The organism is Variovorax paradoxus (assembly GCF_902712855.1).
Lineage (GTDB): Bacteria > Pseudomonadota > Gammaproteobacteria > Burkholderiales > Burkholderiaceae_C > Variovorax > Variovorax paradoxus_Q.
Genome location: NZ_LR743507.1, coordinates 755,521 through 779,582 on the forward strand (window position 1 = coordinate 755,521; position 24,062 = coordinate 779,582).

Sequence of the window (24,062 nt, forward strand, 5' to 3'; positions counted from 1 at the left end):
CATGGCCACCACGCCTTTCACCACCACCGAGCCGGCGTTCCGCTTCCGACAGGGCACGCGGCCGCTGCTCATCTCGATGCCGCACGCCGGCACTTTCGTGCCGCCCGCGCTCGCCGCCCGCTTCACCGAGGAAGCGCGCCACGTGCCCGACACCGACTGGCATCTCGAGCAGCTCTACGACTTCGCCGATGCGATGGGCGCCTCGGTGCTGGTGGCCACGCACTCGCGGTACGTGGTCGACCTGAACCGGCCGCCGGACGGCGCCAGCCTGTACCCCGGGCAGAGCGTCACCGGCCTGTGCCCGGTCGACACCTTCGACGACACGCCTGTGTATGCCGATGCCGCCGACGTGCCGGACGACGAGGAGATCGGCCGGCGCCGCGACGCCGTCTGGCAGCCGTACCACGCGAAGCTGGCCGAAGAGCTCGCGCGCATTCGCGCGCAGCATGGCGTGGCCGCGCTGTGGGACGCGCACTCCATCCGCTCGGTGCTGCCGCGCTTCTTCGAAGGCAAGCTGCCCGACCTGAACCTGGGCACCGGCAAGGGCACCAGCTGCGACCCGGCACTGGCGCAGACGCTGCTCGGCATTGCCGAAAGCGCCACCGGCTACACCGGCGTGCTCAACGGCCGCTTCACCGGCGGCTACATCACGCGGAACTACGGCAACCCCGCGCAGAACGTGCACGCGGTCCAGCTGGAGATGACGCAGTCGAGCTACATGCAGGAGAAGCTGCCGTTCGACTATCTGCCCGACGTGGCCGCGGGCGTGAAGCCGTACGTGCGCGACATGCTCGAGGCCGTGCTGAACTTCGTCGAGCGTCGCTGACCTCTTCCAGGAACGCCGTCGATCCGGCTTCGCCGGGCGACCGGCGTTGCCCCCGGCAGGGGGAAGGAGAAGCGGCGCGAAGTGCGCGCAGCTTGGGGGCGAGCGACAATCGGAGGCTATGAAGCCTCTTGTCTATACCCACGGTCAGGCCCTGCCTGGCATCCTCGCAAAGCGCATCGCCATCCTCGACGGCGCCATGGGCACGATGATCCAGCGCTTCAAGCTCACCGAGGAACAGTACCGAGGCGAGCGCTTCAAGGATTTCGAGCGCGACGTGAAGGGCAACAACGAGCTGCTCTCGCTCACGCGCCCCGATGTCATCTCCGACATCCACGAGGGCTACCTCGCGGCCGGCGCCGACCTGATCGAGACCAACACCTTCGGCGCGACCACCATCGCGCAGGAGGACTACAAGATGGCGCATCTCGCGCGCGAGATGAACCTCGAGTCGGCGAAGCTGGCGCGCGCGGCCTGCGACAAGTTCAGCACGCCCGACAAGCCGCGCTTCGTGGCCGGCGCCCTCGGCCCGACGCCCAAGACGGCGAGCATCAGCCCTGATGTGAACGACCCTGGCGCGCGCAACGTCAATTTCGAGGAGCTGCGCGCGGCCTACTACGAGCAGACCGAGGCGCTGGTCCAGGGCGGCGCCGACGTGATCCTGGTCGAGACCATCTTCGACACGCTCAACGCCAAGGCCGCACTGTTCGCGGTGGACGAGTATTTCGACAACAGCGGCAATCGCCTGCCGCTCATCATCAGCGGCACCGTGACCGACGCCTCGGGCCGCATCCTGAGCGGGCAGACCGTCACCGCCTTCTGGCACAGCGTGCGCCATGCGCAGCCGCTGGCCATCGGCCTGAACTGCGCGCTGGGCGCGGCGCTGATGCGCCCGTACATCCAGGAGCTGGCGCGCGTCGCCGGCGACACCTTCATCAGCTGCTACCCGAACGCCGGCCTGCCTAACCCGATGAGCGACACCGGCTTCGACGAGACGCCCGAGGTCACCTCGCGCCTGCTGCACGAGTTCGCGTCCGAAGGTTTGGTGAACATCGTGGGCGGCTGCTGCGGCACCACGCCGGACCACATCGCCGCGATCGGCAAGGCCGTGGCGCCGATGCAAGGCCGCGCGCTGGGCGGCAACGCCGCGGGCTTCTACAAGGAAGCCGCGTAGTTGGTTCGCCCCCAGGCTTCGCGCACTTCGTGTCGCTTCTCCTCCCCCTACCGGGGGCAACACCTGCGGCCCGGCAGAGCCGGTTCCGCGGTGTTCCTGGTTCGCCCCCAGGCTTCGCGCACTTCGTGTCGCTTCTCCTCCCCCCTACCGGGGGCAACACCTGCGGCCCGGCAGAGCCGGTTCCGCGGTGTTCCTGGTTCGCCCCCAGGCTTCGTGCACTTCGTGTCGCTTCTCCTCCCCCCTACCGGGGGCAACACCTGCGGCCCGGCAGAGCCGGTTCCTCGGTGTTCCTGGTTCGCCCCCAGGCTTCGCGCACTTCGTGTCGCTTCTCCTCCCCCCTACCGGGGGCAACACCTGCGGCCCGGCAAAGCCGGTTCCTCGGTGTTCCTGGCTCGCCCCCAGGCTTCGCGCACTTCGTGTCGCTTCTCCTCCCCCCTACCGGGGGCAACACCTGCGGCCCGGCAAAGCCGGTTCCTCGGTGTTCTTGGCTCGCCCCCAGCCTTCGCGCACTTCGTGTCGCTTCTCTTCCCCTCTACCGGGGGCAACACCTGCGGCCCGGCAAAGCCGGTTCCGCGGTGTTCCGAAATCGCACCTGCGCTGATTGACGAGCCGGGACCGCCGGCCTAGGCTGGTGCGCAAGGAGCCTCGCCATGAATGCACTCGCACGACACTGGGCCGCCATCGGCGCGCTGGCCCTGGTGCTGCCTCTTGCCGCACACGCGCAGCAGGCCTTCACGCGCGGCGCCGTCAACCTGCGCGCCGGCCCGTCGGGCGACTACCCGCTGGTGGCACGGCTCGGGCCGGGCCAGTCGCTGGACGTGGTCGGCTGCACCAGCGGCTACGGCTGGTGCGACGTGGTGCTGCCCGACGGCGGCCGCGGCTGGGTCTGGGCGCGCAACCTCGACTACGCCTACCAAACGCAGCGCGTGCCGCTGGCCACCTACGGGGCGTTGATCGGTGTGCCGATCGTCGGGTTCGCGATCGGCAGTTACTGGGCCGACCACTACCGCGACCGGTCCTGGTATGGGGACCGCCGGTGGTGGGGCAACCGGCCACCACCGCCCGTGGCCGGCTGGCGTCCGCCGCCGCCGGTGCGGCCGGGATGGCAGTCGCACCCGTGGCAGCCCGGGCCCGGGTTCCGGCCGCCGGGGCCAGGGTTCCGGCCTCCACCGGGGCCGGGCGTTCGTCCGCCCCACGGACCCGGCGTGCGTCCACCGCACGATCCCGGCATCAGGCCGCCGCGGCCGCAGCCCGGATTCCGTCCCGGCCCGGGGCCGGGAATGCCTCATCCGCATCCAGGCGGCGGGGGTGGTCGTCCTCACGGAGGCGGGGGCATGGCGGTGGCGGCCATGGCGGTGGCCACGGCCGCTGAGCCGCAGGCAGGCTAGAGCCCGCCGGTCTTCACGCCACTGCTTCCCGCAGCCTGGCGGTCGCGTGCGATCAGCGACACGAAGCGCTGCGCACCGAGTCCCAGCGGGCGCTCGCGCGACCACACCACGTCGACCCACAGGTCCAGTCCGTTGCTGAGGTTCTCGAACGGGATCTCGATCAGCGCGCCCGCCGCCACATGCGGCTTCGCGAAGTTGCGCTGCAGCCAGCCCCAGCCCAGCCCCGCGGTGATCAGGCTCAGCGCGGCCAGCGCGTTGTCGGTGCGCCAGACGTGGCGCGCGAAGACGAAGCGCGGATCGCTGGTGGCCAGGTCGCGCCCGGCCACGACGATCTGGCGGGTGTTGGTCAGGTGGTCCTCGCGCAGCCGGCCGCCGTTGGCGGCCAGCACCGGGTGGCCGGGCGCGATGACGGCCACCATCAGGTCGCTGCCCACCTCCTGGAAGCCTTCGCGGCCGTCGAGGCTGGGGCGTTCGAACACCAGCGCCAACTGGGCGCGGCCGCTGTGCAGCAGATCGAGCGCATCGGCCTGCGGCGCCGCCAGCACCTCGACCTGCAGCAGCGGATGCTCGCGCGCCAGTTCGGCCAGCGGGCCGCTCCAGGGTGCGGCCAGCAGTTCGGGTGCGATGGCGATCGTGAGCCGGTCTTCCAGCCCCTGGGTCAGCGCCAGCGCCTGCACCTGCAACTGCCGCAGCTGTGCGGCCAGCAGCCGGGCCTGCGGCTCGAGCGAGCGCGCGGCGGGCGTGGGCTGGGGCTCGCGGCCGCTGCGGTCGAACAACGGCAGGTCGAGTTCGGCCTCGAGGTTGGCGATGGCCATGCTCACGGCCGACGGCACCTTGCGCAGCGCCCTGGCGGCGGCCGAGAAGGACCCATGGTCGATCACGGAGAGGAAGACTTCGACGTTGTCGCTGGAAAAGGCCATGGCACCCGATCTATCAGTAAAACTGAAACAAGTTAACTTTTTATATCAGCAACGGACACATAAAGTCCAGCCATCGAAGTCAACAACCCAAGAGAAGCGTCATGCAGGGCATTCAGCGTCGGATCGTCTACATCAGCCTTTACGAAGGCATCGCCATCGTTGCCGCGAGCGCCGGCCTGGCGCTGATGACGGATGCCGGGCTGGGCCATTCGGGCGTGCTGGCGGTGGCCGCATCGGTCATCGCGGTGATCTGGAACCTGGTGTTCAACTGGCTGTTCGAGCGCTGGGAATCGCGCCAGACCGTGCGCGGACGCAGCGTGCGCCGCCGCATCGCCCACGCCATCGGCTTCGAGGGCGGGCTGATCGCCTTCCTGGTGCCGATGTTCGCCTGGGGCCTGGGCGTGTCGCTATGGCAGGCGCTGGTGATGGACCTGGGCCTGGTGGTGTTCTTCCTGGTCTACACCTTCGTCTTCAACTGGGTGTTCGACCGCGTGTTCGGGTTGCCGGCTTCGGCCGCGGGCGAGGCGCAACCCGCCTAGGGCGTGTTCACACTATTCTGGCGTCGCGTTGGCCGGCACAGGGGCTGGCTGCAAGGCGCCCGTGCGCAGCAAGGCTGATGCCTTGCAAGCGCGGGCAACGCCGCAGACGGCCCCTTTGCCGGCCAACCCGAAGGGAAGGCCTGTCACGGCGGGCCACTCGGCGTTGCGCTCCTTGCATGGGCATACGCCCATGCGGCGTCGCGCGCCTTGATCGGCCCGCCGTGACAGCCCTTCGCGACGCCAGAAATAGTGTGAACACGCCCTGACCTCGAATCGCCCTAAAATACCGGCCTTCCCAAGGAGCGTTGCAGCGGTGGGCCTTCCAGGCCCGCCGTCAGGCTTGGGGCGACAACGACGCTCGCCTGTCCGACTTTTCCGCAGGTGAGGCCATGTCCCAGATTTCCGCTCCAGCTACCCCCGATTCCGCCCCCCCGGCTCCGCCGCCCATGAAGCTCTCCGGCCTCGAGCCGGTCGCCATCGGCGCGGGCACGCTGTTCGTCAACATCGGCGAACGCACCAACGTCACGGGCTCCAAGGCCTTCGCGCGGATGATCCTGAACGGCCAGTTCGAAGAGGCGCTGGCCGTCGCGCGCCAGCAGGTCGAGAACGGCGCGCAGGTCATCGACATCAACATGGACGAGGCCATGCTGGACAGCAAGGCCGCCATGGTCCGCTTTCTGAACCTCATTGCCAGCGAGCCCGACATCGCGCGCGTGCCGGTGATGGTCGACAGCTCGAAGTGGGAGGTCATCGAGGCTGGCCTGCGCTGCATCCAGGGCAAGGGCATCGTCAACTCGATCTCCATGAAGGAGGGCGTCGACAAGTTCAAGCACGAAGCCAAGCTGGTGAAGCGCTACGGTGCCGCCGCGGTGGTCATGGCCTTCGACGAGAAGGGCCAGGCCGACACCTACGCGCGCAAGATCGAGATCTGCGAGCGTGCCTACCGCATCCTGGTCGACGAGGTGGGCTTCCCGCCGGAAGACATCATCTTCGACCCCAACATCTTCGCTATTGCCACCGGCATCGAAGAGCACGACAACTACGCGGTCGACTTCATCAACGCGGTGCGCTGGATCAAGGAGAACCTGCCGGGCGCCAAGGTGTCGGGCGGCGTGAGCAACGTGAGCTTCAGCTTCCGCGGCAACGACCCGGTGCGCGAAGCCATCCACACCGTGTTCCTGTACCACGCCATCAAGGCAGGCATGGACATGGGCATCGTCAACGCCGGCATGGTCGGCGTGTACGACGACCTCGAGCCCGAGCTGCGCGAGCGCGTCGAGGACGTGGTGCTCAACCGCCGCCCCGACGCCGGCGAACGTCTCGTCGAAGTGGCCGAGACCGCCAAGAGCGGCGCCAAGGACGACAGCAAGAAGCTCGAGTGGCGCGGTACGCCGGAGAACCCGGTGCCGGTCAACCAGCGCCTGTCGCACGCCATGGTGCACGGCATCACCGACTTCATCGTGGAAGACACGGAAGAGGCCTACCAGGCCATCCTCGCGAAGGGCGGCCGCCCGCTGCACGTGATCGAAGGGCCGCTCATGGACGGCATGAACATCGTGGGCGACCTGTTCGGCCAGGGCAAGATGTTCCTGCCGCAGGTGGTGAAGTCGGCGCGCGTGATGAAGTCGGCCGTGGCCCACCTCATTCCCTACATCGAGGAAGAGAAGCGCCAGGACGAGGCGGCGGGCCGCGACGTGCGCACCAAGGGCAAGATCATCATCGCCACCGTGAAGGGCGATGTGCACGACATCGGCAAGAACATCGTCACCGTCGTGCTCCAGTGCAACAACTTCGAGGTGGTGAACATGGGCGTGATGGTCCCGTGCCACGAGATCCTGGCCAAGGCCAAGGTCGAGGGCGCGGACATCGTGGGCCTGTCGGGCCTGATCACGCCGAGCCTGGAAGAGATGCAGTACGTGGCTGGCGAGATGCAGAAGGACGATCACTTCCGCATCAAGAAGATTCCGCTGCTCATCGGCGGCGCCACCACCAGCCGCGTGCACACGGCCGTGAAGATCGCGCCGCACTACGAAGGCCCCGTGGTCTACGTGCCCGACGCCTCGCGCAGCGTGAGCGTGGCGCAAAGCCTGTTGTCCGACCAGGCCTCGGCATACATCGACGAGATCAACGCCGACTACGACAAGGTGCGCCAGCAGCACGCCAACAAGAAGCAGGTGCCGCTGTGGCCGCTGGCCAAGGCGCGCGCCAACAAGACGCCCGTCGACTTCGCGAACTACCTGCCGCCCGTGCCCAAGTTCATCGGCCGGCGCGTGTTCAAGAACTTCGACCTGACCGAGCTGGCCAGGTACATCGACTGGGGTCCGTTCTTCCAGACCTGGGACCTCGCCGGCCCGTTCCCGGCCATCCTGAAGGACGAGGTCGTCGGCACCGAGGCGGTGCGCGTGTACGCCGACGGCCAGCGCATGCTCAAGCGCCTGATCGAAGGCCGCTGGCTCAGTGCCAGCGGCGTGATCGGCTTCTGGCCTGCCAACACGGTGAACGACGACGACATCGAGCTGTACACCGATGAAAGCCGCAGCGAGGTGGCGCTCACCTGGTACGGCATGCGCCAGCAGACCGAGAAGCAGGAAATCGAAGGCGTGATGCGCCCGAGCCGCTGCCTCGCGGACTTCGTAGCGCCCAGGGACAGCGGCCTGAAGGACTACGTGGGCATGTTCGCCGTGACCGCGGGCCTGGGCGTCGAGAAGAAGGAGAAGTACTTCGTCGACGACCTCGACGACTACTCGGCCATCATGCTCAAGGCGCTGGCCGACCGGCTGGCCGAGGCCTTCGCCGAGGCGATGCACCACCGCGTGCGTACCGACCTGTGGGGCTATGCGCCCGAGGAAGGCCTGAGCAACGAGGACATGATCGCGGAGAAATACCGCGGCATCCGGCCCGCGCCGGGCTACCCGGCCTGCCCCGACCACAGCGTGAAGGGTCCGATGTTCGACCTTCTCGCCTGCGCGGACATTGGCATGACCCTGACGGAAAGCCTCGCTATGATGCCGGCCGCCAGCGTGAGTGGTTTTTACCTGAGTCATCCCGATTCGACATATTTCAACGTCGGCAAGATCGGGCACGATCAGCTGCAGGACCAGGCTGCACGGCGCAAGGAAAGCGAAGCCGATCTCGAACGCCTGCTGGCGCCGAACCTTTGAACCTGCCGGCCGGCGTGGCTGTCCGGCACTGGGAGTTTTTATTCAGAAGCTGATGTTTGCGGCCGCGCACTACGCGGCACTGGCGGTCTTTGCCTTCGGCTGCTGGGGCTACGGCCGTGCCCTGCTGGGTCGCCTGGCGCCACCCCCGCGCCGTGATGCCGCGCTCGAAGCCGCCATGGCGGTGTCGCTGGGTGTCGGCTTCTTCATCTGCGCCTTCCAGGCGCTCGCCATCTTCGGCGCCTTCAAGACTGGCGCCACGGCCGCGCTGGTCGCAGCGGGCTTCGTGGCCGCAGCGATGCAACTGCCGCAGTGGCTGCGGGAGCGCCGGGCCCTTCGCGCGAACACAGCCCGCGCCCCGTGGAGCTATGTCGAGCGCGTCGCGATGATCGCGCTGGCCCTGGTCGCGTTGCCTGCGCTGGTCGCGCCGCTGGCGCCGCCCATCGCCTTCGACGAGCTCATGTACCACCTGCCGTACGCGCGCCAGGTGGCACAGCAGGGCTCGCTGGGCATCCACGACTGGCTGCGCTACCCCTGGTTTCCGTACAACTACAACCTGCTCTACGCCGCGGCGCTGCAGCTGGGCGACGACGTGCTGCCGCATTTCCTCAATGCGCTGGCGGGCGCGCTGTCGGTGGTGATGATCTACCGCCTGGGCGTGCTGCATGCCAGTCGGCTCACGGGTTGCATCGGCGCGGCGATCTGGCTGGGACTCGGTGACTACTCCAATGCGTTGATCGACATGGGCGTGGCGCTGTTCGTGCTCTCGGCCTGCGTGGCGCTGTGGTGGTGGCGCGAATCGGAGCCGGGCAAGCCGGTCCACGGGGGGCTGCGCTGGCTCGGCGTGGCCGCGTTCTGTCTCGGGCTGGCCGGCGGCTCCAAGTACCAGGCGCTGATCTTCCTGCCGCTGGTGACGCTGTTCGTCGTGCGCCACGAGCGTGGGCTCAAGGCCTGGGCGCTGGTGTTCGTGTGTTTTCTCGTTCCGTGCATCTACTGGTATGCGCGCAACGCCATCATGACCGGCGACCCGTTCAACCCGATCGGCGCGCGCGTGTTCGGTTTCACCGAGTGGACGCCGGCCGACTACGTGCAGCAGGTGGCCGACGTGCGCGTGCACGCCGAGCTGCCCAATGCGCTGATCTGGTCGGTGTTCTTCGCGCCGTTCAGCGTGCTGTGGAAGCGCTCGGCCGCGGTGCGCGCGGCCGGCTGGTTCTGCCTGTATTCGGTGGTGGTGTGGGTCGTGACCTCGCGTTACCCGCGTTACCTGACGGCCTCGTTCCCGCTGCTGGCCGCCATAGCGGCGATCGGCTGGCAGGTGCTGTTCGGCTGGGCCGCCGCGGGCGTGCGCCGCATGCTCGGGCGCAGGCCGGCACCGGACGGCGCCGCAGCGCCGCTGGCCGGCGGCGCGATGAGCCATGGCAGCGCGCGCTCCGGCGCCCGCGCAGCCGACTGGGTGCTCGTGCTGCTGCTGGCCGTGATGGCTGCCGTGTCGGTGCGCCAGACCGCGGTGAAGGTAGCGTTGATCTCGACCACGCCCGAGGCCCGCGACGCCGTGCTGCGCCAGCATGTGCCGGGCTATGCCGTCATGGACTACTTGCGCCGCAACGCCACCGGCCGCGTCTACCAGATCGCGCTGAACGAGGCGATCTACTATGGTCCCAACCCGATCTGGGGCGACACGCTCGGCCCCTGGCGCTACACCGATTTCGGCGCGCTCTCCGGCGGCGACCTGGCCCGGAAGCTCGGCGGCCTGGGCTTCACTGCCATCGTGCTGCCGAACTCGGTGGTGCCGGTGTTCAGCGCGCGCGTGGACTTCGACAAGTACTTCGCGGTGCAATACGAAAAGGACGGCAGCCGGGTCTACCGTATCCTTCCCGCCGCACCATGACCGACACCGATTTCCCCGCATCCCCTGCCGGCACCGGCGCGGCGCCGCTGCGCATCGCCGTGGTGATCCCCTGCTACAACGAGGCGCTCGCCATCGCGCAGGTGGTGGCGGGCTTTCGCGCCGCGCTGCCCGAGGCGGAAATCCACGTCTTCGACAACAACTCCAGCGACGACACCGCGGCGGTTGCGTGCGCGGCCGGCGCGATCGTCACGCACGTGGCCCTGCGCGGCAAGGGCAATGTGGTGCGGCGCATGTTCGCCGACGTCGAGGCCGACGTCTACGTGATGGTCGACGGCGACGCCACCTACGACGCGAGCGCCGCGCCGCGCCTCATTGATCGCCTCGTGAACGACAATCTCGACATGGTGGTCGGCAACCGCGTCGACGACGGCCAGAACGCGCTCACTTACCGCGCCGGCCACCGCCTTGGCAACCGGATGCTCACGGGCGCCGTGGCGCAGCTCTTCGGCGGCGGCCTGACCGACATGCTCTCGGGCTACCGCGTGTTCTCGCGCCGCTACGCCAAGTCGTTCCCGGCGCTGTCGCAGGGCTTCGAGACCGAGACCGAACTCACCGTGCATGCGCTCGAGCTGCGCATGCCCTACGCCGAGGAAAGCACGGCCTACAGCACGCGGCCCGAGGGCTCGGTCAGCAAGCTGTCGACCTACCGCGACGGCTGGCGCATCCTGAAGACCATCTGCAAGCTCTTCGTGAGCGAGCGGCCGCTGCAGTTCTTCTCGATCATCGGCGGGCTGCTGGTGCTTCTGTCGATCGCGCTGGCCGTTCCGCTGTTCATGACCTACATGCACACCGGCCTGGTGCCGCGGCTGCCCACGGCAGTGCTCGTCACCGGCGCGATGCTGGCGGCGATGCTGTCGTTCGTGTGCGGCATCGTGATGCACACCGTGACCCTGGGGCGGCAGGAAGGCAAGCGGCTGCGCTACCTGGCCATCCCGAGCGTGCGTGAGCGCGCGCGGGCCGCCGCGGCACGCATGCACAACCCGGGATGAGGATCGGCCGCGAGTTCCTGTCGTTCGCCGTCGTCGGCGCGATCGGGTTCGTGGTCGACGTGGTGCTGCTTTACCTGCTGGCGCCGCTGCTGGGCTGGTACGTGGCGCGCGTCGTGTCGTTCCTGGCCGCGGCAACCACCACCTGGGCCTTCAACCGCCGCTATACCTTCGCGGCGAGCGCGTCGGCCAATGCGTCCGCCGGCGCGTCGATCTGGCGCGAGTACATGGGTTACCTGGCCACCATGGCTGCCGGCGCGGTGCTGAACTACGGCGCCTACGTGCTCACGCTGCACTGGGTCGAGGGCCGCTGGGCCGCCGCGCTGGGCGTGGCCGTGGGCAGCGTGGCGGGCATGAGCGTCAACTTTCTTTCGGCGCGCTACCTGGTGTTTCGTTCGCACCGCGGCGGCTGAACGCCGCAGCGCGCCAGGGCCGGCTCGCGCTGCGCGTGAGTTTCGCTTCGCTCAGTGGGCGCCGGACACGACCACAGGAATCTCCGTGGCCGGCGGCGTGTTGCGGCTGCGGCCCGAGCGCACGATGCCGTCGATCATCACCATGCCCACGCCCGGAATGTCACCGAGCTGAACGCTTTCGAGCAGGCCCGGCGCGGGCGAGTGCTGGGCGCGGTCCATGAAGACGAAGTCGGCGTCGCGGCCCACTTCGACCAGGCCGCAGTTCAGCTTGCGGATCCTCGCGGTGTTGCCGGTCGCGAAGCAGAACACCAGCTCGGCCGGGATGTTCGCGATCGACGACAGCATTGCCACCATGCGCAGGATGCCCAGCGGCTGAACCCCGGAGCCCGCGGGTCCGTCGGTGCCGAGGATCACGCGGTGCGGGCACTTGAGCTCGAGCGCGGCCTTGGCTGCGGCGATGGCCACCTTCTCGTTGCCGTTGTGCACGATCTCGATGGCGCGCGAGCTCTTCTCGCACAGTTCGCACACGTGCGCCTCGGGCAGCGAGGTGTGGCCGCCGTTGATGTGGCCGATGATGTCGGCGTCGGCCTCCAGCACCACGTCCTTGTCGATCAGGCCCGAACCCGGGATCGACGGGCCGCCCGTGTGGATGGTGCTCTGGATGCCGTACTTGCGCGCCCAGGCCACCATTTCCTTGGCCTCGTAGCCGGCCTTCACCGAACCCAGGCCCACCTCGCCGAGCAGGCCCACGCCGGCCTCGGCGAGTTCCTTGAAGTCGCTCTCGACCATGCCCTTCTCGATGACGGGCGCCCCCGCCAGCACCTTCACGCCGCCGGGGCGGAAGTTGTCGAAGGCGCGCTGCGCGGTGATGGCCAGGGCCTTCAGGCCCACGATGTCCTTCGGGCGGCCGGGCAGGTGCACCTCGCCGGCGGAGATCATGGTGGTCACGCCGCCGTGCATGGTCGAGTCGATCCAGCCGAGCTGGCCCTGGCGCGGCGTCCAGTCGCCGAACACCGGGTGCACGTGGCTGTCGATCAGCCCGGGCGCCACGCAGGTCTTGCGCGCGTCGATCACGGTCTGCGCGCCTTCGAGGTCGCAGTCCTTTTCCTTGCCGACCGCGACGATCAGGCCGTCGTTCACCACGATGGTGTCGGCGTCGAGGATGGGCTTGTCGATGTCGCCCGAGAGAAGAAGGCCGATGTTCCTTATGACGACCTTGCCCGACTTGCCGCCGGCTGCGATTTCTGCCATTTCGATGTGTCCTCGTGGGGTGGTGTGTTGTCTTGTGCCTCGTCCGCGCGCACCGTGCGCAGGAGCGTCTCGATCACGAAGTCTTCCCAGTGCGTGACCGCGTCGGGCGACTCCATCGGCTCGCCGAGGAAGGCGGTGAGCGTGTGACGGTTGGAGGTGTAGAAGTAACCCGTGGACGCGATCAGCAGGTAGATGTCGCGTGCCACCAGATCCTTGCGGAACAGACCCTGCACGGCACCGCTCGCCAGGATCTCCGCAATGATCGCCACTGCGCGCGACGAGTATTCGCGTGCGCGCAGCGACTTCGAAATGTGCCGGCCCTTGTGCAGGTTCTCGGTGTTGAGCAGGGTGACGAACTCGGGGTTCCTGCGGTAGTAGCCCAGCACGAAGCGGATGACTTCGGTGAGCGCCTCCACCGGCCGCGAGGCGTCGAGCGCGATGGCCGCCTCGGCGTCGTCCATGCGCTGGTAGATGCCTTCGAGCACCGCAATGAAGAGGCCTTCCTTGCTGCCGAAGTAGTAATAGATCATGCGGTCGTACGACTTCGCGGCCTTGGAGATCTTCTCCACGCTGCCGCCGTCGTAGCCGTACTTGGCGAACACCTTGGTCGCCGATTTCAGGATGCTGTCGCGCGTGGCCTGCGCGGCCGCCTCGCGCACGCCGATGCGGCGCTGGGGCTTGGGCTTGGCTGCGGTGCGGCTGTCGGCCATCGTGCGCGCGACGTCCTGCTTACTTTTCCGCGAAGGCGCGCTCGACGACGAAATCGCCGGGCGTCGACGTGTTGCCTTCCTTGAAGCCGCGCTTCTCCAGGATGTGCTTCAGGTCGACCAGCAGGCCGGGGCTGCCGCACAGCATGACGCGGTCTTCCTCGACGTTCAGCGGCGGCAGGCCGAGGTCGTCTGTGAGCTTGTTGCTCTCGATCAGGTCGGTGATGCGGCCCTGGTTGCGGAATTCCTCGCGCGTGACCGTGGGGTAGTACAGCAGTTGCTTCTCGATCATCTCGCCCAGGATCTCGTGCTTGGGCAGGTGGTCGGTCACGAGGTCGTGGTAGGCCAGTTCGTCGACCTGGCGCACGCCGTGCACCAGGATGACCTGCTCGAACTTCTCGTAGGTCTCGGGGTCGCGGATGATGCTCATGAACGGTGCAAGGCCGGTGCCGGTGCCGAACAGGTACAGGCGCTTGGCGGGCAGCGTGTAGTCGATCAGCAGCGTGCCGGTGGGCTTGCGGCCCACGATGATGGTGTCGCCGACCTGGATGTGCTGCAGCTTCGAGGTGAGCGGGCCGTCTTCCACCTTGATGCTCAGGAACTCGAGGTGTTCCTCGTAGTTCGCGCTCACGATGCTGTACGCGCGCAGCAGGGGCTTGTTGTTGACCTTCAGGCCGATCATCGTGAAATGACCGTTCGAGAAGCGCAGCGCGGGGTCGCGCGTGGTGGTGAAGGTGAACAGGCGGTCGGTCCAGTGGTGGACGCTCAGGACGCGTTCTTCGCTGAATGCACTCATACGGAACTCAAGAGTAGGTTGGAGACTAGGAGGGTTGGCTGAGCCTGCATGCACGCGATTGGGGCGTGGATTGCCGGCCGGCTCCGAACCCTCCATTGTCGTTGGTCGGAAAAACCCCGATGAACATCGCGAGAAAACACCATTGCAAGCATCGGGCCCGTTTGCTACATTGATCTCGAATGTAGTGAACGCAACATGAAAGTGTAGGGAATGCTACACAAACGGAAGTCGGCGCACAAGCAGGAATGCGGCACGTTTGTTGCAAAGACCGACGCACCGGATTCGTTACCCATGTACGCCTTGCACGCACACACGCCCCACGAGATCGCCCGATGACAGAACATACGAAAACAGATGGCCTCCCCGGCATCGACATGCCCGTGCTGGCCGACGCCGCATTCGGCAAGGCGCCCCCGCGCAACGAGCGCATGAGCACGGCCAAGGTCGAGTGCAATGCCTGCCCGGTGCTGTGCCAGATCTCCGACGGGCGCACCGGCGCATGCGACCGCTACGCCAACCGTGAAGGCGTGCTGGTGCGCGTCGATCCGGTGGTGTTGCTGCGCCGGACGATCGAGGGCGAGGCGCCTGCACTGGTGGCCTTCGACCGGCCGGGCGCGGAGCCCGCCGCAGGCGAGGCTCCCGACTGGAACGGCGACTTGCTGCACGCCGACGAAGTCTTCGTCACCGGCGTGGGTTCCTCCACCACCTATCCCGACTACAAGCCCGCACCCTTCATCGTGGCCTCCAAGGCCCGGGGCGTCGACATGGTCACGGTGGTCACCGAAGGCATCTTCAGCTATTGCAGCTTCAAGGTGAAGATCGACACCGACCGCTTCCTCGGCTCCGAGCAGGCCAACGTGCGCTACCGCGGCGAGGTGGTGGGCCACGTCACCACGGCCGAATACGGCTCGCAGATGCTCTCGCTGGGCGGCGTGCACCACCTCACAGGCGGCAGCAAGAAGGAAGGCCGCATGACCGCCGAGCTGATGCAGCTGCTGGGCAACAAGAAGGCGGTGGAGTGCACCATCGACGGCGGCTCCACGCTCATCATCCAGGCCGGCAAGGCGCCCATCGTCAACGGCGTGGAAGAGCAGCGCATGCGCGTGGGCTGCGGCTCCGCGGCGGTCGGCATCTTCGCGCGCCAGTTCGCCGGCGTGGCCGACGAGGTGGTGGTTGTCGACGACCACATCACTGGCGTGCTCACCGAGCACCAGGCCGGCCGCTGCCTCGACATGGCGCCTTCCGGCATCCAGATGCTGGGGCGCAAGTCCACACCGGGGCGCTACTTCCAGGTGGCCAATCCGGGCAACGGCTGGGGTGGCACCGACATCGCCGATCCGCTCGCCATCATCGAAGGCTGGGAAGAGGGCGTGGCCCGTCCCGGACTGCGCCTGCTCATGACGTCGACCACCGGCGAGCACGCGCAGTGGTACGTGCTCGACGACGCGCTCAAGCCCGTCGAGCAACCCATGCCGGCCGAGGTGAAGCGCATCGTCGACCGCATCGGCGAGAACTGCGAACCATCGCTGTGCACGGTGCTGTTCCTCGGTGGTGCGGGCGGCAGCCTGCGCGCTGGCGTCACCGAGAACCCCGTGCTGCTCACGCGCGCCATCAAGCGCGCGCTGGTCAACGTCACCTGCGGCGGCGCGCCGGCCTACGTGTGGCCCGGCGGCGGCATCACCGTGATGGCCGACGTCATGCGCATGCCCGACAACAGCTTCGGCACCGTGCCCACGCCGGCGATCGTGGCGCCCATCGAGTTCAGCATGCGGCGCGACGACTACGAGGCGCTCGGCGGCCACATGGAGCACATCTTCCCGCTCGAGCAGGCGCTCGCGCGCGGTGCCTGGCAGGAAGACGGCGCACCGCTCGCGCGCCAGTGGCTTGCAATGGACGACGCCAACCCGTGGCCGCTCGGCCACACCCCCATGCTGGGCTGACCATGGCCGCCCAACGCAGCGCGCTCGACAACGGCCGCTGGCATTTCAACCACGGCCCGATCGACATCGTGGCCGAAGCGCATGGCGATCCGTATGCCGTCGCGGCGGCGCATGACGCGGCGTGGGCGCGCTTCGTCCATGTGCTCGACGAACTCGTGCGCGAGTTGCCGCTGCTGCGCCTGCCCGTCACCGACAGGATGCGTCCTCGCCACGTGATCGCGCGCCGCATGTGGGACGCCTGTGCCGCGTTCTCTCCGACCTTCATCACGCCGATGGCCGCAGTGGCCGGTTCGGTGGCGCAGGAACTCGTCGCTTTCTACGACCGTCCCGGCGTCGAGCGCGCGTGGATCAACAACGGCGGCGACATCGCGCTGCATCTCGCGCCCGGCCAGTCGGCACGCGTGGGCGTGTTCTCCGACCTCGCGCGTTTCGACTGGCGCACGCACGGCGGCGTGCTCACCACCGACGGCCAGTTCGAGCTTCGTGCCGACCAGCCCGTGCGCGGTGTCGCCACCAGCGGATGGCGCGGCCGCAGCTTCTCGCTCGGCATCGCCGACAGCGTGACCGTGCTGGCTCCGACGGCCGCGCAGGCCGATGCCGCTGCAACAGTGATCGCCAATGCCGTCGACGTCGACGACGCCGCCATCGCGCGGCGCCCTGCGAGCGAATGCAAGGACGACAGCGACCTCGGCGACATGCTCGTCACCGTCGATGTGCCGGCACTCGCGCCCGCGCAGGTGCGCAACGCACTCGATACGGGCGCGGTGTGCGCCAGGGTGCTGCAGAAAGGCGGGCTCGTGTGGGCTGCTCTACTCGTTTGTCAGGGGCAGTGGCGACTCGTCGAGCCCTTATGCTCGAAGGCGCTCAAGACGGAGCTGCCGAATCCGGTTGGTTCAGTATTTGCTTAACGAAAGCAAGGTTCTTCTCCATGATCGAAATCCGACGCGTCTTCACCCAGGTCGAGCACATCCACCACGAGTTCGGCCCGCGTGCCGAAACGCCGCTGGTGCGCGGTGCCATCGGCGCGGTGCTGACCAATCCGTTCGCGGGCCGCTACGAGGCAGACATCCTGCCGATGATGGCGCTGCTCGACCCCGTGGGCGTCGACATGGCGCACCGGCTGCACGCCGCCATGGACGTACCCGTCGAGCAGATCGCCACCTACGGCAAGGGGGCCATCGTCGGTGCCGACGGCGAGCTCGAACACGGTGCGCTGTGGCATGTGCCCGGCGGCTACGCGATGCGCGAACTGCTCGGCTGGAAAGGCAGCCGCGTCGCCTACACCGCGGGCATCGCCGAAGAGAAAACGGGCCAGCCCGGCAATGCGCTCTCCATCGTGCCCTCGACCAAGAAGGTCGGGCCGCCCGGCGCCGCACTCGACGTGCCGCTCACCAACATCAACGCCAGCTACGTGCGCGGCCAGTTCGATGCCCTCGAGGTGCGCGTGCCCGGCGCGCCCGCGGCCGACGAGATCGTCTTCATCCTGGCGATGAGCACCGGCTACCGCGTGCATGCCCGCGTCGGCGGCCTGCTCGCAAAAGACATCAGCAAGTGGGACGGCTTGCGCTGACAAGGACTATGACCATGACCAAGACATCGCTATCAAACTCGATCGCCACTCATTCGGGAACGCCGCGGAACCGGCTTTGCCGGGCCGCAGGTGTTGCCCCCTGCAAGGGGGGAGGCGAAGCGACACGCAGTGCGCGCAGCCTGGGGGTGTGCCAATGACTACCGCCAACATCCGCAAGCTCGTCGTCCAGATCGATGAAACCCGCAAGGAAATGGGCCAGGACATCACGCCGCCCACGCGCCGCGCCGTCGCCATCGCCGTGATCGAGAACCCCTACGCCGGCCGCTACAGCGAGAACCTCGACGAGCTCATCGCCATCGGCGAGGAACTCGGCGCGCTGCTGGGCCAGAAGGCCGTGAAGGCGCTGGGCATCGAGCCCGGCCAGGCGCAGAGCTACGGCAAGGCCGCCATCGTCGGCGAGCGCGGCGAGCTCGAGCACGCCGCCGCCATCCTGCATCCCAAGCTGGGCGCGCCGCTGCGCGTGGCGGTCGAGAAGGGCGCGGCGCTCGTGCCATCGGCCAAGAAGCAGGGCACGCTCGGTACCGCCATCGACGTGCCGCTCGGCCACAAGGACGCCGCCTTCGTGCGCAGCCACTTCGATGCGGTCGAAGCCCGCGTGAGCGACGCGCCTCGCGCCAACGAGATCGTGGTGGCGGTCGCAGTCACCGACAGCGGCCGTCCGCTGCCGCGCATCGGCGGCCTGCAGGCCAGCGAAATCAAGGGCGAAGACGGACTGCGTTGACCCTCCGCATCCGTGCCGCGTTTCGCGAACCCTCGCACCCATAACTCGAATTCTTTCCGTCTTAACCCTAGGAGCTTCTCGATGAACCCATTGCGCCATGTTTTCTGCGCCGCCTCCGTCGTCACGCTGGCCACGGCCCTCGTCCCCGCGCACGCGCAGGGCGTGATCAAGATCGGTGAAATCAACAGCTACAAGGCGCAGCCCGCCTTCCTCGAGCCCTACAAGAAGGGCATGGAGCTCGCGGTCGACGAGATCAACGCCAAGGGCGGCATCAACGGCAAGAAGATCGAGCTCATCAGCCGCGACGACAACGCGAACCCCGGCGACGCGGTGCGCGTGGCCGAAGAGCTCATCTCGCGCGAGAAGATCGACGTGCTGGCCGGCGCCTTCCTGTCGAACACCGGCCTGGCGCTGACCGACTTCGCCAAGCAAAAGAAATTCTTCTACCTCGCCGCCGAGCCGCTCACCGACAAGATCGTCTGGAGCAACGGCAACAAATACACCTACCGCCTGCGCCCCTCGACCTACATGCAGGTCGCGATGCTGGTGCCCGAGGCCGCCAAGCTCAAGAAGAAGCGCTGGGCGATCGTGTACCCCAACTACGAATACGGCCAGTCGTCGGCCGCCACCTTCAAGACCCTCCTGAAGGCCGCGCAGCCCGACGTCGAGTTCGTCACCGAACAGGCCCCGCCGCTGGGCAAGGTCGATTCGGGCAGCGTGGTGCAGGCCCTGGCCGATGCCAAGCCCGACGCGATTTTCAACGTGCTGTTCGGCGCCGACCTCTCCAAGTTCGTGCGCGAGGGCAACACGCGCGGCCTCTTCAAGGACCGCGAGGTGGTGAGCGTGCTGACCGGCGAGCCCGAGTACCTCGACCCGCTGAAGGACGAAGCGCCCAACGGCTGGATCGTCACCGGCTATCCCTGGAACGGCGTGAAGACCGCAGAGCACAAGGCGTTCCTCGATGCCTACCAGGCCAAGTTCAAGGACTATCCGCGCCTCGGCTCGGTGGTCGGCTACAGCGCCATCCACTCCATCGCGGCGGGCATCAAGAAGGCCGGCGGCACCGACACCGAGAAGCTCGTCGCGGCCTTCAAGGGCCTGCAGGTCGACACGCCCTTCGGCAAGATCAGCTACCGCACGCAGGACAACCAGTCCACCATGGGCGCCTACGTAGGCAAGACCAAGAACGATGGCGGCAAGGGCGTGATGGTCGACTACGTCTACCTCGACGGCGCGAAGTTCCAGCCGTCGGACGACGAAGTCAAGAAGATGCGTCCCGCGGACTGATCGCGCCACAGACCCTTACTTTCAAAGAGCTAGCGGACCATTCCAGGAATACCGCGGAACCGGCTTTGCCGGGCCGCCGGTAGTGCCCCCGGCAGGGGGTTGGCGGCCACACGAAGTGGGCAAGCCTGGGGGCGAGCAAAGGATATTTATGAGTTTCTCAGGCTTCGTTGTTCAGTTGCTCAACGGATTGGCCGGCGCGTCCTCGCTCTTCTTCGTGGCGGCCGGTCTTTCGTTGATCTTCGGCGTGACGCGCATCGTCAATTTCGCCCACGGATCGTTCTTCATGGTGGGCATCTACCTCGCGTACACGCTCGTCGAGAAGCTGGGCCCGAGCCTGGGCTTCTGGCCGGCGCTGCTGATCGCTGCGGTGGCGGTCGGCGTGCTCGGCGCGCTCATCGAAGTGCTGCTGCTGCGCCGCATCTACAAGGCGCCCGAACTGTTCCAGCTGCTGGCCACCTTCGCGCTGGTGCTCGTCATCAAGGACGCGGTGCTGTGGCTCTGGGGGCCCGACGAACTGCTCGGCCCTCGCGCGCCCGGCCTGAAGGGCTCGGTCGAGATCCTCGGGCGGCAGTTTCCTTCCTATGACCTGTTCCTGATCGTCGTCGGCCCGCTGGTGCTCGGCCTCGTGTGGCTGCTGCTCACGCGCACGCGCTTCGGCACGCTGGTGCGCGCCGCCACGCAGGACCGCGAAATGGTCAGCGCGCTGGGCGTCAACCAGGCCTGGCTCTTCACGGCCGTGTTCGCACTCGGCGCGCTGCTCGCGGGTCTCGGCGGCGCGCTGCAGCTGCCGCGCGAACCCGCCACGCTCGAGATGGACCTGAACACCATCGGCGCCGCCTTCGTGGTGGTGGTGGTGGGCGGCATGGGCTCGCTGCCGGGCGCCTATGTGGCCGCGCTGCTCATCGCCGAGATCAAGGCCGTGTGCATCTGGCTCGGCGTGGTCCAGATCTTCGGCATCGACGTGTCCTTTTCCAAGCTCACGCTGATGGTCGACTTCCTGGTGATGGCCATCGTGCTCGTGTGGCGTCCCTGGGGCCTGTTCGGCCGGCCGCAGGCGCCGAGCCGCTATGTGGGCATGCAGGAGGAGCCTCTGCGCCGTCCGGGCAACGCCTACCTCGTGGCTGCCGCGGCGCTCGGCCTGATGCTCGCCGTGCTGCCGGTGCTCACGGTCGACTCGCCCTACACCATGGTGCTGATGATCGACCTGATGATCGCCGCGCTGTTCGCCACCAGCCTGCACTTCATCATGGGGCCGGCCGGCATGCATTCCTTCGGCCATGCCGCTTACTTCGGCCTCGGCGCCTACGGCGCGGCGCTGCTGGTGCGCGCTCTGCACCTGCCGATGGAGCTCGCGCTGGTGGTGGCGCCACTGGTCGCGGCGCTCGGCGCCTTCGTCTACGGCTGGTTCGCGGTGCGGCTGTCGGGCGTGTACCTGGCCATGCTCACGCTGGCCTTCGCGCAGATCACCTGGGCCATCACCTACCAGTGGGACAGCTTCACCGGCGGCAGCAACGGGCTGACCGGCGTGTGGCCTTCCGAATGGCTGTCCGACAAGCGCGCCTACTACTGGCTCACGCTGGTGCTGGTGGGCGCGGGCGTGTGGTGGCTGCGCCGCGTGCTGTTCTCGCCCTTCGGCTATGCGATGCGCGCCGGCCGCGACTCGGTGCTGCGCGCCGACGCCATCGGCATCGACGTCAAGCGCATGCAGTGGGCCGCCTTCGTCATCGCGGGCACCATCGCGGGTTTGGCGGGCGCGCTGTTCGCCTTCTCTAAGGGCAGTATCTCGCCGGAGACGCTGTCGGTGGGCAAGTCGGTCGACGGCCTCGTGATGGTGCTGCTCGGCGGCATCCAGACGCTCGCGGGCCCGGTGGTCGGCGCCGTCACGTTCACGTGGCTGCACGACACCGTGGCACGCAACACCGACTACTGGCGCGCGATGCTCGGCGCCATCATCCTGATCCTGGTGCTGCTGTTCCCGCAGGGCATCGCAGGTTCGATCAAGCAGCTGGCCGAGCGCTGGCGCACACCCAGGGGCGAAGCCGGTGAAGCCAAGGCCAAGCTCGAGGAGGTGAAGGCATGACGCTTCTCAAGGTCGACAACCTCGGCAAATCCTTCGGCGGCGTGAAGGCGGTGGACGGCATCAGCTTCGAGCTGCCGCCCGGCGAACTGCTCGCGCTCATCGGGCCGAACGGCGCCGGCAAGTCCACCACCTTCAACATGGTCAACGGCCAGCTGAAGGCCGACCAGGGCTCCATCACGCTCGACGGCCAGGAGCTCGTGGGCCGCAGGCCGCGCGAGATCTGGCGCATGGGCGTGGGCCGCACCTTCCAGATCGCCGAGACCTTCGCCTCGCTCACCGTGGTGGAGAACGTGCAGATGGCACTGCTGTCGCACGACCGCAAGCTGTTCTCGATGTGGCGCCGTGCGGCCGACCACGAGCGCGACGAGGCGCTGGCGCTGCTCGACCAGGTCGGCATGAAATCGCAGGCCGACCGGCCCTGCAGCGTGCTGGCGTACGGCGACGTGAAGCGCGTGGAGCTCGCCATCGCGATGGCCAACTCGCCCAAGCTGCTCTTGATGGACGAGCCCACCGCCGGCATGGCGCCCAAGGAGCGCAATTCGCTCATGGCGCTGACCAAGGACCTCGTCATCCAGCGCGGCATGGCCGTGCTCTTCACCGAGCACAGCATGGACGTGGTGTTCGCCTATGCCGACCGCATGATCGTGCTGGCGCGCGGACGCCTCATCGCGCAGGGCAAGCCGCTGGAGATCCGCGACCACCCGAAGGTGCAGGAGGTGTACTTCGGCAGCGGCAAGACCTTCGAGAAGATCGCCGAAAAGGCTGCGGCCATCGGAGAAGCCGCATGAGCGCGGCACCCCGCCCCCGGCAAGCCCGCACCGCGTTGCAAAGCATGGAGTCGATTCGATGAGCACGCATGAACCCCTGTTGCAGGCCAAGGCGCTGTGCGCCTGGTACGGCGCCGCGCAGATCCTGTACGACGTCGACCTCGACGTGCGCCGCGGCGAAGTCGTCGCGCTCATGGGCCGCAACGGCGCGGGCAAGTCGACCACGCTGAAGGCGCTGATCGGCATGCTTGCCAAGCGCCGCGGTGCCGTGCGTTTCCTGGGCCACGACATCTCGAAGAGCGAGCCGCACCATGCGGCGCGCCTGGGCCTTGGCTTCGTGCCCGAGGACCGCCGCGTGTTCACCGACCTCACGGTGATGGAGAACCTCGAGGTCGGCAAGCAGCCCGCGCGCCAATGGGCCGACGGAAGCGACGCGCCGCTGTGGACGCCCGAGCGCCTGTTCAAGCTGTTCCCCAACCTCGGCGAGATGCCCCACCGTCCGGGCGGTCGCATGAGCGGCGGCGAGCAGCAGATGCTCACCGTGGCACGCACGCTCATGGGCAACCCGTACCTGGTGCTGCTCGACGAGCCTTCCGAAGGCGTGGCGCCGGTGATCGTCGAGCAGATGGCCAACATGATCCTGGAGCTCAAGGCGCAGGGCGTGAGCATCCTGCTGTCGGAGCAGAACATGCATTTCGCCGAACTGGTCTCCGACCGCGCCTATGTGCTGGAGAAGGGGCAGATCCGTTATCACGCCACCATGGCCGAGCTCGCGGCCAACGACGAAGTGCGCCGCGCCTACCTCAGTGTGTGAGTCCCCCGGGGCGGCCGAGTTTTTGCTTACGTTCCTGTTCTTCATCAACCTGGAGTCCAAGTCATGCATCGCAGAACCCTCGTGAAATCCGCCGCTGCCCTCGGGCTGGCCGGCGGCCTCGGCAGCCTCGGCTTCAACGCCTTCGCGGCAGGCAGGATCAAGCCCGGCGCCAAGGCCGCGCTGATCGTGGTCGATGTGCAGAACTGCTTTCTCGACGGCGGCACGCTCGCGGTGAAGGGCGGCAACGAAGTCATCGCGGTCATCAACGCGCTGGCGCCCGCGTTCGAGAACATCGTGGTCACGCAGGACTGGCACACGGCCGGCCACGCGTCGTTCGCGAGCACCTACAGCGGCAAGAAGCCCTTCGAGACCACCAAGCTCAGCTACGGCACGCAGGTGCTGTGGCCCGACCACTGCGTGCAGGGCACCGACGACGCCGCGCTCGGCAAGGACCTGAAGGTGCCGACCGCGCAGCTCGTCATCCGCAAGGGCTTCCACAAGGACATGGACAGCTACTCGGCCTTCGAGGAAGCCGACCACAAGACGGCCACCGGGCTGGCCGGCTACCTGAAAGCGCGCGGCATCAAGACGGTGTTCGTCACCGGCCTGGCCACCGACTTCTGCGTGGCCTGGACCGCCATGGACGCGCGCAAGGCGGGCTTCGAGGCCTACGTGATCGAGGACGCCACGCGCGGCATCGACCTCAACGGCTCGCTCGCCGCCGCATGGAAGCAGATGCAGGCCAAGGGCGTCAAGCGCATCCAGTCCGCCGACATCCAGGCCGCCTGAACGGCGCCC

21 protein-coding genes and 1 riboswitch are annotated in these 24,062 nt (G+C 67.8%); of the genes, 17 read left to right on the forward strand and 4 right to left on the reverse strand.

Translation table 11 applies throughout. The features are described from left to right. Position 1: 1 nt before the first annotated feature. From hutG to AACL56_RS03605, 3 genes are all read left to right on the forward strand, one after another. Entirely contained in the window at positions 2-826 is an 825-nt protein-coding gene (gene hutG, locus AACL56_RS03595; RefSeq protein ID WP_339088463.1) for an N-formylglutamate deformylase, read from the forward strand. A 118-nt stretch (positions 827-944) separates the two neighbouring features. After that, positions 945-1,997 (forward strand): homocysteine S-methyltransferase family protein, encoded by a 1,053-nt coding sequence (locus tag AACL56_RS03600; RefSeq protein WP_339088464.1) that lies wholly within the window; start codon positions 945-947, stop codon positions 1,995-1,997. 650 nt (positions 1,998-2,647) lie between these two features. Further along, positions 2,648-3,385: an SH3 domain-containing protein gene (locus AACL56_RS03605; protein ID WP_339088465.1), complete on the forward strand. Its 738-nt coding sequence runs from the start codon at positions 2,648-2,650 to the stop codon at positions 3,383-3,385. On the opposite strand, the gene AACL56_RS03610 is transcribed toward AACL56_RS03605, so the two are convergent. Continuing rightward, the gene (locus AACL56_RS03610; protein ID WP_339088466.1) at positions 3,382-4,305 is read right to left on the reverse strand and encodes a LysR family transcriptional regulator; all 924 of its coding nucleotides are present in this window, start codon (positions 4,303-4,305) and stop codon (positions 3,382-3,384) included. The genes AACL56_RS03605 and AACL56_RS03610 overlap by 4 nt on opposite strands. Positions 4,306-4,406: 101 nt before the next feature. Between AACL56_RS03610 and AACL56_RS03615 the strand changes: the two genes are divergently transcribed. The 5 genes from AACL56_RS03615 (at position 4,407) to AACL56_RS03635 (ending at position 11,310) form a co-directional block, all read left to right on the forward strand. After that, entirely contained in the window at positions 4,407-4,844 is a 438-nt protein-coding gene (locus AACL56_RS03615) for a PACE efflux transporter (protein WP_339088467.1), read from the forward strand. Between the two features lie 291 nt (positions 4,845-5,135). Then, a riboswitch (S-adenosyl-L-homocysteine riboswitch) is annotated at positions 5,136-5,211 on the forward strand. A 79-nt stretch (positions 5,212-5,290) separates the two neighbouring features. Next, complete coding sequence (gene metH, locus AACL56_RS03620) at positions 5,291-8,005, forward strand: methionine synthase (protein ID WP_425336978.1); 2,715 nt, start codon at positions 5,291-5,293, stop codon at positions 8,003-8,005. Positions 8,006-8,057: 52 nt separating this feature from the next. Beyond that, positions 8,058-9,890 (forward strand): ArnT family glycosyltransferase, encoded by a 1,833-nt coding sequence (locus AACL56_RS03625; protein WP_339088469.1) that lies wholly within the window; start codon positions 8,058-8,060, stop codon positions 9,888-9,890. After that, complete coding sequence (locus AACL56_RS03630; RefSeq protein ID WP_339088470.1) at positions 9,887-10,900, forward strand: glycosyltransferase; 1,014 nt, start codon at positions 9,887-9,889, stop codon at positions 10,898-10,900. Before AACL56_RS03625 ends, AACL56_RS03630 begins: the two co-directional genes overlap by 4 nt. Further along, positions 10,897-11,310 carry a GtrA family protein gene (locus AACL56_RS03635; protein ID WP_339088471.1) on the forward strand — a complete coding sequence of 138 codons (414 nt, stop codon included), beginning with the start codon at positions 10,897-10,899 and terminating at the stop codon, positions 11,308-11,310. The genes AACL56_RS03630 and AACL56_RS03635 overlap by 4 nt, the downstream gene beginning before the upstream one ends. Before the next feature lie 51 nt (positions 11,311-11,361). Here the strand turns inward: AACL56_RS03635 and AACL56_RS03640 are convergent, their stop codons facing one another. The 3 genes from AACL56_RS03640 to AACL56_RS03650 are packed head-to-tail and all read right to left on the reverse strand — an operon-like array spanning position 11,362 to position 14,064. Beyond that, complete coding sequence (locus tag AACL56_RS03640) at positions 11,362-12,561, reverse strand: amidohydrolase family protein (RefSeq protein WP_339088472.1); 1,200 nt, start codon at positions 12,559-12,561, stop codon at positions 11,362-11,364. Next, a complete protein-coding gene (locus AACL56_RS03645) occupies positions 12,516-13,271 on the reverse strand; it encodes a TetR/AcrR family transcriptional regulator (protein WP_339088473.1) in 756 nt (251 codons plus the stop codon). The genes AACL56_RS03640 and AACL56_RS03645 overlap by 46 nt, the downstream gene beginning before the upstream one ends. A gap of 19 nt (positions 13,272-13,290) precedes the next feature. Next, positions 13,291-14,064: a ferredoxin--NADP reductase gene (locus AACL56_RS03650; RefSeq protein ID WP_339088474.1), complete on the reverse strand. Its 774-nt coding sequence runs from the start codon at positions 14,062-14,064 to the stop codon at positions 13,291-13,293. A 332-nt stretch (positions 14,065-14,396) separates the two neighbouring features. On the opposite strand from AACL56_RS03650, the gene AACL56_RS03655 reads away from it, so the two are divergent. The 9 genes from AACL56_RS03655 (at position 14,397) to pncA (ending at position 24,053) form a co-directional block, all read left to right on the forward strand. Further along, positions 14,397-16,004: a 6-hydroxynicotinate reductase gene (locus tag AACL56_RS03655; protein WP_339088475.1), complete on the forward strand. Its 1,608-nt coding sequence runs from the start codon at positions 14,397-14,399 to the stop codon at positions 16,002-16,004. A gap of 2 nt (positions 16,005-16,006) precedes the next feature. Beyond that, positions 16,007-16,912 carry a UPF0280 family protein gene (locus tag AACL56_RS03660; protein WP_339088476.1) on the forward strand — a complete coding sequence of 302 codons (906 nt, stop codon included), beginning with the start codon at positions 16,007-16,009 and terminating at the stop codon, positions 16,910-16,912. A gap of 20 nt (positions 16,913-16,932) precedes the next feature. Further along, a complete protein-coding gene (locus AACL56_RS03665) occupies positions 16,933-17,574 on the forward strand; it encodes an amino acid synthesis family protein (protein ID WP_339088477.1) in 642 nt (213 codons plus the stop codon). Between the two features lie 154 nt (positions 17,575-17,728). Continuing rightward, positions 17,729-18,316 (forward strand): amino acid synthesis family protein, encoded by a 588-nt coding sequence (locus AACL56_RS03670; RefSeq protein ID WP_339088478.1) that lies wholly within the window; start codon positions 17,729-17,731, stop codon positions 18,314-18,316. Between the two features lie 81 nt (positions 18,317-18,397). Then, complete coding sequence (locus AACL56_RS03675; RefSeq protein WP_339088479.1) at positions 18,398-19,603, forward strand: ABC transporter substrate-binding protein; 1,206 nt, start codon at positions 18,398-18,400, stop codon at positions 19,601-19,603. A 148-nt stretch (positions 19,604-19,751) separates the two neighbouring features. Further along, complete coding sequence (locus tag AACL56_RS03680; RefSeq protein ID WP_339088480.1) at positions 19,752-21,683, forward strand: ABC transporter permease; 1,932 nt, start codon at positions 19,752-19,754, stop codon at positions 21,681-21,683. Continuing rightward, positions 21,680-22,471, forward strand: a complete 792-nt coding sequence (locus AACL56_RS03685; protein WP_339088481.1) for an ABC transporter ATP-binding protein — start codon at positions 21,680-21,682, stop codon at positions 22,469-22,471. Before AACL56_RS03680 ends, AACL56_RS03685 begins: the two co-directional genes overlap by 4 nt. A gap of 58 nt (positions 22,472-22,529) precedes the next feature. After that, on the forward strand, positions 22,530-23,264 hold the full coding sequence (locus AACL56_RS03690) for an ABC transporter ATP-binding protein (protein WP_339088482.1): 735 nt from the start codon (positions 22,530-22,532) through the stop codon (positions 23,262-23,264). A 63-nt stretch (positions 23,265-23,327) separates the two neighbouring features. Then, positions 23,328-24,053 carry a bifunctional nicotinamidase/pyrazinamidase gene (gene pncA / locus AACL56_RS03695; protein ID WP_339088483.1) on the forward strand — a complete coding sequence of 242 codons (726 nt, stop codon included), beginning with the start codon at positions 23,328-23,330 and terminating at the stop codon, positions 24,051-24,053. The last annotated feature ends 9 nt before the right edge of the window (positions 24,054-24,062 follow it).

What these genes read in the sequence shown, in the direction of transcription:
- hutG (WP_339088463.1), top strand. Translation starts at nt 2, where the DNA reads ATGGCCACCACGCCTTTCACCACCACCGAGCCGGCGTTCCGCTTCCGA.
- AACL56_RS03600 (WP_339088464.1), top strand. Translation starts at nt 945, where the DNA reads ATGAAGCCTCTTGTCTATACCCACGGTCAGGCCCTGCCTGGCATCCTC.
- AACL56_RS03605 (WP_339088465.1), top strand. Translation starts at nt 2,648, where the DNA reads ATGAATGCACTCGCACGACACTGGGCCGCCATCGGCGCGCTGGCCCTG.
- AACL56_RS03610 (WP_339088466.1), bottom strand. Translation starts at nt 4,305, where the DNA reads ATGGCCTTTTCCAGCGACAACGTCGAAGTCTTCCTCTCCGTGATCGAC.
- AACL56_RS03615 (WP_339088467.1), top strand. Translation starts at nt 4,407, where the DNA reads ATGCAGGGCATTCAGCGTCGGATCGTCTACATCAGCCTTTACGAAGGC.
- metH (WP_425336978.1), top strand. Translation starts at nt 5,291, where the DNA reads ATGAAGCTCTCCGGCCTCGAGCCGGTCGCCATCGGCGCGGGCACGCTG.
- AACL56_RS03625 (WP_339088469.1), top strand. Translation starts at nt 8,058, where the DNA reads ATGTTTGCGGCCGCGCACTACGCGGCACTGGCGGTCTTTGCCTTCGGC.
- AACL56_RS03630 (WP_339088470.1), top strand. Translation starts at nt 9,887, where the DNA reads ATGACCGACACCGATTTCCCCGCATCCCCTGCCGGCACCGGCGCGGCG.
- AACL56_RS03635 (WP_339088471.1), top strand. Translation starts at nt 10,897, where the DNA reads ATGAGGATCGGCCGCGAGTTCCTGTCGTTCGCCGTCGTCGGCGCGATC.
- AACL56_RS03640 (WP_339088472.1), bottom strand. Translation starts at nt 12,561, where the DNA reads ATGGCAGAAATCGCAGCCGGCGGCAAGTCGGGCAAGGTCGTCATAAGG.
- AACL56_RS03645 (WP_339088473.1), bottom strand. Translation starts at nt 13,271, where the DNA reads ATGGCCGACAGCCGCACCGCAGCCAAGCCCAAGCCCCAGCGCCGCATC.
- AACL56_RS03650 (WP_339088474.1), bottom strand. Translation starts at nt 14,064, where the DNA reads ATGAGTGCATTCAGCGAAGAACGCGTCCTGAGCGTCCACCACTGGACC.
- AACL56_RS03655 (WP_339088475.1), top strand. Translation starts at nt 14,397, where the DNA reads ATGACAGAACATACGAAAACAGATGGCCTCCCCGGCATCGACATGCCC.
- AACL56_RS03660 (WP_339088476.1), top strand. Translation starts at nt 16,007, where the DNA reads ATGGCCGCCCAACGCAGCGCGCTCGACAACGGCCGCTGGCATTTCAAC.
- AACL56_RS03665 (WP_339088477.1), top strand. Translation starts at nt 16,933, where the DNA reads ATGATCGAAATCCGACGCGTCTTCACCCAGGTCGAGCACATCCACCAC.
- AACL56_RS03670 (WP_339088478.1), top strand. Translation starts at nt 17,729, where the DNA reads ATGACTACCGCCAACATCCGCAAGCTCGTCGTCCAGATCGATGAAACC.
- AACL56_RS03675 (WP_339088479.1), top strand. Translation starts at nt 18,398, where the DNA reads ATGAACCCATTGCGCCATGTTTTCTGCGCCGCCTCCGTCGTCACGCTG.
- AACL56_RS03680 (WP_339088480.1), top strand. Translation starts at nt 19,752, where the DNA reads ATGAGTTTCTCAGGCTTCGTTGTTCAGTTGCTCAACGGATTGGCCGGC.
- AACL56_RS03685 (WP_339088481.1), top strand. Translation starts at nt 21,680, where the DNA reads ATGACGCTTCTCAAGGTCGACAACCTCGGCAAATCCTTCGGCGGCGTG.
- AACL56_RS03690 (WP_339088482.1), top strand. Translation starts at nt 22,530, where the DNA reads ATGAGCACGCATGAACCCCTGTTGCAGGCCAAGGCGCTGTGCGCCTGG.
- pncA (WP_339088483.1), top strand. Translation starts at nt 23,328, where the DNA reads ATGCATCGCAGAACCCTCGTGAAATCCGCCGCTGCCCTCGGGCTGGCC.